The organism is Peptoniphilus grossensis ph5, assembly GCF_000311825.1.
Classification (GTDB): Bacteria; Bacillota; Clostridia; order Tissierellales; family Peptoniphilaceae; genus Peptoniphilus_A; species Peptoniphilus_A hominis.
This window is the reverse complement of record NZ_HE978566.1, coordinates 560,804-567,764: the sequence shown is the minus strand read 5'-3', so window position 1 is coordinate 567,764 and position 6,961 is coordinate 560,804. Positions and strand designations below refer to the sequence as shown.

The window sequence follows — 6,961 nt, the reverse complement described above, 5'->3', positions numbered from 1 at the left end:
GCCAAAAAAAACTGCCAAGAGGGCAGTTTAATTTTAATATTCCTTGTCTACAAGTAAGATGTTTAATATTACAGTAACAATAGTTCCACCAGATATGCCTGATGAGAAAAGTGCAGCTATTAAGCTAGGAAGTTTCGCCACTATGTCAGGTCTCATTGTAATTCCAATTCCAACCCCGATTCCTCCAGCTATTATCATAATATTTTTTGTAGAAAATTTTGCCTTACTAAGAGCTTGCATCCCAGAGCCAATAATTGTACCAAACATCAGAATTCCAGCTCCACCAAGAATTGGTGTAGGCATAATGGAAACAAGAGTTGCAAATTTAGGGCAAAAGCTCATAATAATCAAGATAAAAGAAGAATAGAGAGCGACCTTTTTTGATGCACATTTAGTAAGTGGAATTAGTCCAACATTTTGGCTGAAGGTTTGAGCTGCACCTGAACCAAAGACTGGAGAAAGCATAGACCCAATGGCATCAGCCCTAACACCACTTGCAATGTCTCCATCAGATAAGTCAACTTCGCACACTGTTCCCAAAGTTTTCATAACTCCTACAGTTTCAATAATTGTTACAAGATAACCTGCAATAAAAGGAACTACAAATTTTAAATCAAACTTAACTCCAAAGGGAAAAATTTCTGGCATTCTTATCCATGGAGCTGCAGCAACTTGTGAAAAATCTACAAGTTTTAGTGGAATACAAATAATGTAGGAAATAATCATGGCTATAAAAACTGACGCCGTCGTTACAAAACCTCTGCCATAGTGATTTATAAAAATTATAAGTAGGAAGGTAAAGACAGCAATCCCAATAAAGAGTGGGTCGCCATAATTTTCTGCACCATAACCTCCTCCAACCCAGTCAAAGGCAACGGGCATCATTGTAATTCCAATTAGAGTAATAACAGTTCCTGTTACAACTTCTGGGAAAAATTTAAGAAGGGGCTTAATAAAAAAGCTTAAAATCAATTCTAAAAGGGCACCCATTATAGTTGCACCAAAATAACCTGCAAGACCGCCACCCATAGTATTTATTACCGCATTGGCAGGTGGCACAAAGCCGAAGTCTGTTCCCATAATTGTTGGAAGACCAATACCAACCTTGACCTTGCCCTTAAATATGCCCTTAGTTTGAATAAAAGAACAGATACCAGAGGCAAGTAAGGCAGCAGAGATAAGCACAGAAGTCTCGGCGACATTTGTGCCAGCTATTGCTGCAATACTAAGTGGAACTGCAATAATTCCACTAAAGGCAGTCAAAATATTTTGAAATCCAAGTAGGGAGGACTTTAAAAAATTTGGTTTGTCATCAACTTCGTATTCAAGTTTCATTACATTGTATTCCTTCACAATAAACTCCTTTTTTAATATAATTATAACAAAATGATTTTAGCACATAAGCATTTGTCATACAATAATAGAAAGGAGCAAAAAATGTATTTATTTGTAGCCCTAGGTGGAGCCTTAGGTTCTAGTCTTAGATATTTTTTAAGTAACAAGATAAATAGTTGTGGAGATTTTCCCCTTGCCACCCTTATAATCAATGTAGTGGGAGCTTTTTTCTTAGCAATAATTGCCTTTTACGCTGAGAAAAATAAATTAGATCCTAGATTAATTTTATTTTTAAAGGTGGGCTTTTGCGGAGGTTTTACAACTTTCTCAACTTTTGCCTTTGAAATATTTAATTTAGAAAAGAATGGGAATTTAAACCTTTCAATTTTTTACGCCTTAATTAGCATAATTTTATCGCTTATAGGAATTTACTTTGCAAGGATTTTAATACTAGAAAAATTTTAAAATTATAATTTAAGAAATTTGTAAGAATTTTGAAGACTTTTTTGTAATTATTATTTGCTATTATAATGGCAGAGGAGGGATGTAATGGATAAATACAATATTTTAATTGCTGAGGATGACAAGGAAATTGCAAGGTCAATTGGAATTTATCTAAAAAATGAAAATTTTAATATTTTTTACGCCTATGATGGACTTGAAGCCCTAGATATTTTTAAAAATGAAAAAATTGACTTAATTATAATGGACCTTATGATGCCAAATTTATCTGGCGAAGAAGCTATTATTAAGCTTAGAGAAATTTCTGTAGTCCCAATAATTATTTTATCTGCAAAATCAGAGGACACTGACAAAATTTTCGGACTAAATATTGGCGCTGATGATTATATTCAAAAGCCCTTCAATCCAATGGAGCTCATAGCTCGTGTTAAGAGCAACTTGAGAAGATTTTATGCCTATGATTTAAAAAATGACAGAAACTTTATTGAAATAGGCAGCATTAAATTAGACTTGTCGCAAAAAATTGCCTATGTGGAGGACAAGCCAGTGGCACTTACTTCTATAGAGTTTAAAATTTTGGAACTCTTGATGAAGAATCCCAACAGGGTCTTTTCCATTGAAGAAATTTATGAAAGTGTCTGGAATGAACCAGCCATGGAGGCAAAGACTGTGACAGTTCACATTAGACGAATTAGAGAGAAAATCGAAGTAAATCCAAAGAAACCAATGTACTTAAAAGTTCAGTGGGGACTTGGATATAAATTTGAAGATTTGAGGCGAAAATAATGAAAAAAAATTCTTACAAACTTAGCTATTATGCTTTAATAATTTTAGCAATTTCACTAGTATCACTTTTAGCAGGTAGACTTTTATTTTCTAAGAATCCTGATTCTTCTTATAGAAGAATAATGACAGAAAATAGGATTTATAACACTCTAAATATGTCAGTAAATGACAATGATGATTTTTATAGTAGTTATAAAGAATTTAACTATGCTATAAAGTCTTATAAGTTAAAATATTTTGACAAAAACGGAAATGTTGTTACAGATAGAGGAGTAATAGAAGCTCAAAAGAAAAAAGATGCCCTAAAAGAAAAGGGACTTGACCCAAAACTTTATTTGGATGAAGGCATGATAGACCAACCAGAAATAAAATCTGAATATAAAACTTTTTACCTAACTAATGAATATGAAAAAAATGAATTTGATCCCCTAGAAATTGAAATGGGAAATAATGACTTTTTGATTACTGGTTCGGTAATTGATGATAGTATAGTGATTGATAAAGTTCAAAAAAGTAAAAGACTTATGGATAGTGACTATAATTTTATCGACAAGTCTTTTAAAGGGGCTCTAAATGAAACCTTTAGTAAATTAAATAGTAATAATAATGTTAAAAATCTAAAGTTTGCTTATTACACATCATTAGACGATGAAGTTTTTAAAGATATTGAAAGAGATGTATTTAAGGACCAAGTTTTTGTGCAAATTGGAGTAAGCGTATTAATAGCTGCAATATTATCTCTTCTTCTTGGAATATTTATGAATATGGAAAAAGTTGACGGCAGCGAAAGCTTGAGGAAAGTTTTCAAACTCCCAATAGAACTTGTGATTATTCTATTTGTAATATTTGCTTTTTCTGCTGCAGGGATATCAAGCATGAATCAAATTTACAGTAATTTGTATATTTTCTATTTCTTATATTTAATTGGTCTTGTAATTGTTTCACTAACAGTAAATTATTTGGTAATTTTATTAAAGAGCATATTTAACAAGAATACAGAAAATTATCTTCTTAAAAATTCTCTAATTTATAGAATTTTTACTGGTGCTATTTCAGAATTTTCAAATATAGATGAAGAAAATATAAATATTAAAAATGCAAAAATTAAATTTACCCTAGTTTATTTTGGAATTTGTTTTGTGCTGTTTATAGCATTCCTCTTCTTTGCATCATTATATTCCTCTGATCTTGAAGGAATAGTAATTCCAATGATATTATTTGGCATATTCATTTATTATATATTGATGAAAAATATAAATGAAGTTGCAAGAATTTCCAGAGAGTCCACTGAAATTGTCAAGGGTAATTATAAAAAGAACATTGAAAAAAAGGGTGGCCTTTATGATGGCATAGTCGACAACTTTAACAATATTGGAGAGAACCTAGACCTTGCCATTGAAGATGCAGTAAAATCTGAAAGATTAAAGACAGAACTCATTACAAATGTGAGCCACGACTTAAAGACTCCACTGACATCTATAATTAATTATTCAGACCTCTTATCTAAGGATGATAATACAGAAGATGAAGTCAAGGAGTATTCAAAAATAATAAATGAAAAGTCCAACAAGTTAAAGGTCTTAATCGAAGATTTATTTGAAGTTTCAAAGGCGACATCAAATAATATTGAACTAGATAGGCAAGAGCTTGACTTTAATTCTCTTGTTCAACAGTCAATAGGCGAGTGGGAAGATAAAATTAAAGAAAATAATATTGAGATAATTTCAAATCTTCCTGAAGATAAAATAATGCTTAGCATTGATGGACAAAAATTCTCAAGAGTTTTAGACAACTTATTCTCAAATATCTCTAAGTATGCCCTAGAAAACTCAAGAGTTTATGTAGATTTAATTGACGAAGATGGAGTAAAACTAACTATAAAAAATATTTCCAAGTATCCACTTAACATTTCTGCAGAAGAACTTATGGAAAGATTCACTCGTGGAGAAAAGTCAAGGACAACATCAGGCTCAGGTCTTGGACTATCAATAGCCTCATCCTTTGTGAGAGCTCACGGTGCAAGCTTTGACATAGAAATTGACGGAGACTTATTTAAGGTTACCATAGAATTTTAAAACAAAAATTTTAAAGGATTTTAATAAGTAATCTTAAAAGAATTATAATAAATTAGCTTAAAAGGATTCTAAAATACAATGCAGAAGAAAGTTCGGTGGAAAATAATTTCGCCGGACTTTTTTCTTTAACTTGACAAAGCTAAAGCAACAATATATACTCAAGATGAAAATATAAACATCAACAATAATAAAAAACAAGAGGTGAGAAAATGGAACTATCAAATGGAGAACTTATGGTAATGGAAGTTTTGTGGGAGGGAGAATGCCTAGATGAAAATGGAGAAATCCAAGCCCTAGAATTATCCAAAGTATTAAAGGAAAAATATAATCTGGGTAAAACATCTTGCTACACATTTTTTGGCAGGCTCTTAGAAAAGGGAGCAATAACAAGAAGGTATCCTAAGTACACAATAAAACCCATAGTCACAAGAGAAGAAGCCTTGCAAAAACAAAGAGAAGAAGCCATAGATAAATTATTTCAAGGATCCTTTATAAGTTTTTGCAGGACCTTTTTAAAGGACAATAAAATAAGCGAAGAAGAAATTAAAGAGATAAAAAATCTTCTTAAAGATTTTGATAAGGAAGAAAAATGAGAATAGGTATAGTAGGTTCAGCAGTCCTTTATAAAAGTTTAAAGTCAATAATAATATTAATTTTGATTTTACTTTTTAGAAAGAGATTAAACTTAAAAAGCACTAAGGGAGCAAATATTATATTATGGACTCTTCTTTTATTATATTTAATATTTCCAAAAGATATTTTATTTAGTGTAAAAACCTATGAAGCTTCAAAGTTTATAAAGACAATTTTTGCGCCATCAATATTGATAAATCAAGCAGCAATTTACATAACCTATAATTTCCCATCAATATCACGATTTAATAGGATAGTGGGATCAAGCTTAGTCATTATCTATACACTATATCAATTTATAAAGTTTAAAAAAGCCTTGAGTAATTCTCTTGAACTAAAAGACAGGACTCATTTAAACAATGCTCTAAAAAAATTTAATATAAAAAGAGAAGTAAAAATCTATATAAATGATGACTTAGACACGCCTATAACTTATGGAATATTTAGACCCAAAATAATATTACAAAAAAGCATTTTAAAAGACTGGGATTTATTAGACCATGTGTTAACTCATGAGCTAGTGCATATAGAAAGATATCATATTTTATTAAGTCACTTAAAAAATTTAATAATATGCCTTTATTGGTACAATCCCTTTTTAATACTCAGCTTAAAATATTTTGAGAAAGATATAGAGATAAACTGTGACAAAATAGTTATAGAAAAAATAGGAGATAGCCAAGAAAATAGAAAAAATTATTGCCAGTCAATGCTTAAAATAATAGAAAGACAAAGAGAAAATGATAAATTTGTTTTAAATTTAAGCCCAACTAAGGAAAGAATGTTGACTATAAAAAATTGGGAAAAGACGTTGTCAGGCACCTTTACTTTAATATTTTTATTATTCTTATACATACCAGTGTTTACTAATGCCGTAGAAGTAGACGAAAATGAAGTTATATCAGATACAGAGGGAATAAAGGAAGTTTATGTAAATGTGGAAAATAGAGTGGAAGAAATAACAGATGAAGAGTATGAAAACTTAGACTTATATGAAATTTCAACTAATGGTTTGAGATCAGCAAATATAGATGAAAAAAGAACACTAGCAGGAGCTTCCAGTGATTTTTATACATTTAATATGACTTCAATTTCAGGAAGAGATCACAATGGATTTACTATAAGGACAAGTGAAATGTATTGCAGAGGTGGTGTGGATTATAGGATGGTAATAAAAGAAAATGGAAATATAATATATGAATCAAGATACTATCAAGGAGTAAATTTAAAAATCAGAGCAAACAGTAAAAGTAATTATAGAGTTACTATAGATAATGAGTCAGATAATCCATTGACTTATAAAATAAATATAAGTTTATGGCGAGAGGAGTAAAAAACTTATAAATAATAAAAAATATAGTAATAATTATATTTCAAAATTAATAGGTAAGAAAGTGTAAACTTATTTATTAATCATTGAAAGGAGATACAAGTTGAGGACAAAACAGCTTTTAATATATATATTAAGTATAATAATATACTTAATTTTAGTTTATTTATTAAATAGACGGTCTAATAAAAAAAGAATTATGTATGGAATTTCAATAATAAGTTTAATATTATTTGCTAGTCTTAAATTCTTAGGCAGGAAATATAATATTGAGTTTTTAGGTTCCGATAAATTTATAAACACTTATCTAAATTTAATGTGCATTATAATTAACATTCCT

Annotated in this window: 6 protein-coding genes; 5 read left to right on the top strand and 1 reads right to left on the bottom strand. The window is 30.0% G+C overall.

What is annotated here, in order from left to right; genetic code table 11:
- Window positions 1–33 precede the first annotated feature (33 nt).
- Complete coding sequence (locus tag HGPG_RS02630; RefSeq protein ID WP_019124505.1) at window positions 34–1,353, bottom strand: uracil-xanthine permease family protein; 1,320 nt, start codon at window positions 1,351–1,353, stop codon at window positions 34–36.
- Between the two features lie 84 nt (window positions 1,354–1,437).
- Between HGPG_RS02630 and crcB the strand changes: the two genes are divergently transcribed.
- The 5 genes from crcB to HGPG_RS02605 all read left to right on the top strand — a co-directional run bounded on the left by crcB (window position 1,438) and on the right by HGPG_RS02605 (window position 6,624).
- Entirely contained in the window at window positions 1,438–1,800 is a 363-nt protein-coding gene (crcB, locus tag HGPG_RS02625; RefSeq protein ID WP_019124504.1) for a fluoride efflux transporter CrcB, read from the top strand.
- Between the two features lie 84 nt (window positions 1,801–1,884).
- Window positions 1,885–2,583, top strand: a complete 699-nt coding sequence (locus HGPG_RS02620) for a response regulator transcription factor (RefSeq protein WP_019124503.1) — start codon at window positions 1,885–1,887, stop codon at window positions 2,581–2,583.
- Window positions 2,583–4,658 (top strand): sensor histidine kinase, encoded by a 2,076-nt coding sequence (locus tag HGPG_RS02615; protein WP_019124502.1) that lies wholly within the window; start codon window positions 2,583–2,585, stop codon window positions 4,656–4,658. The genes HGPG_RS02620 and HGPG_RS02615 overlap by 1 nt, the downstream gene beginning before the upstream one ends.
- 209 nt (window positions 4,659–4,867) lie before the next feature.
- Complete coding sequence (locus tag HGPG_RS02610) at window positions 4,868–5,251, top strand: BlaI/MecI/CopY family transcriptional regulator (protein WP_019124501.1); 384 nt, start codon at window positions 4,868–4,870, stop codon at window positions 5,249–5,251.
- Complete coding sequence (locus tag HGPG_RS02605; RefSeq protein WP_019124500.1) at window positions 5,248–6,624, top strand: M56 family metallopeptidase; 1,377 nt, start codon at window positions 5,248–5,250, stop codon at window positions 6,622–6,624. Before HGPG_RS02610 ends, HGPG_RS02605 begins: the two co-directional genes overlap by 4 nt.
- The last annotated feature ends 337 nt before the right edge of the window (window positions 6,625–6,961 follow it).

Bases quoted from the DNA above. Each gene is read 5' to 3' on its own strand.
- HGPG_RS02605 (WP_019124500.1), top strand. From the start codon at position 5,248: ATGAGAATAGGTATAGTAGGTTCAGCAGTCCTTTATAAAAGTTTAAAG.
- HGPG_RS02620 (WP_019124503.1), top strand. From the start codon at position 1,885: ATGGATAAATACAATATTTTAATTGCTGAGGATGACAAGGAAATTGCA.
- crcB (WP_019124504.1), top strand. From the start codon at position 1,438: ATGTATTTATTTGTAGCCCTAGGTGGAGCCTTAGGTTCTAGTCTTAGA.
- HGPG_RS02610 (WP_019124501.1), top strand. From the start codon at position 4,868: ATGGAACTATCAAATGGAGAACTTATGGTAATGGAAGTTTTGTGGGAG.
- HGPG_RS02615 (WP_019124502.1), top strand. From the start codon at position 2,583: ATGAAAAAAAATTCTTACAAACTTAGCTATTATGCTTTAATAATTTTA.